Origin of the sequence: Cryobacterium sp. MLB-32, assembly GCF_000738085.1 — a bacterium.
Classification (GTDB): Bacteria; Actinomycetota; Actinomycetes; order Actinomycetales; family Microbacteriaceae; genus Cryobacterium.
This window is the reverse complement of sequence record NZ_JPRS01000496.1, coordinates 1-623: the sequence shown is the minus strand read 5'-3', so window position 1 is coordinate 623 and position 623 is coordinate 1. Positions and strand designations below refer to the sequence as shown.

The following is a 623-nucleotide window of genomic DNA, read 5'->3' as shown; positions in this document are numbered from 1 at the left end:
CAATGATCGGCGTGGTAATGCGCCGCTGCGACACCGCTAGGCGGATGACGGAGCTGCCGAGCGTGACTTCAGGACAAGCATCGTGATTGCTGTCAGGATCACGGCTACCAGAGTTGCAGTAGCCGTTGCGTAGATGTAAACGGCCAACCCCTGTGCTGAATCACCGCGATCACTTGCAGAAATACCGTAGGCCAATGTGAGCGTACAGGTGACAAATAGTGGCAGCACCGCGGCGAGGGAAATGGCGCATGTTGCGCGCACCTTGCTGGGGCCATGCCGTCTCCGACTAGCCCTTGCGAAAGCCACCGCAGCGCTGGCGTATGACCCCACAGTCAGGGCGGAAACGATCGCTATCAGCGCGGTGCCCGCGCTGAGGTAGCTGCTGAGGGCAACAAGAACGCCAAAGACCGTAGCGAAAAAGGACGCGGCCCAGCCCGCTGCGACAAGTTCATTCTTGTTCCGATATTTGAGAAACAACTTTGCCGTGACGACCATGAGAACTGGGATGACCGCCGGCGGCACAAGAGATACCGCGAGCAGAGTGAAGAGCGCCAGTGATACCGTTGCGGCTTTTCCATGATTCTGGAGCATCATGCGATCCCTCATTCCCATAGTGATTGCAA

1 protein-coding gene is annotated in these 623 nt (G+C 57.8%); it reads right to left on the bottom strand.

What is annotated here, in order from left to right:
• Positions 1-36 precede the first annotated feature (36 nt).
• On the bottom strand, positions 37-623 hold a 587-nt coding region (locus JF66_RS19610; RefSeq protein ID WP_035880567.1), incomplete at its 5' end, for a hypothetical protein.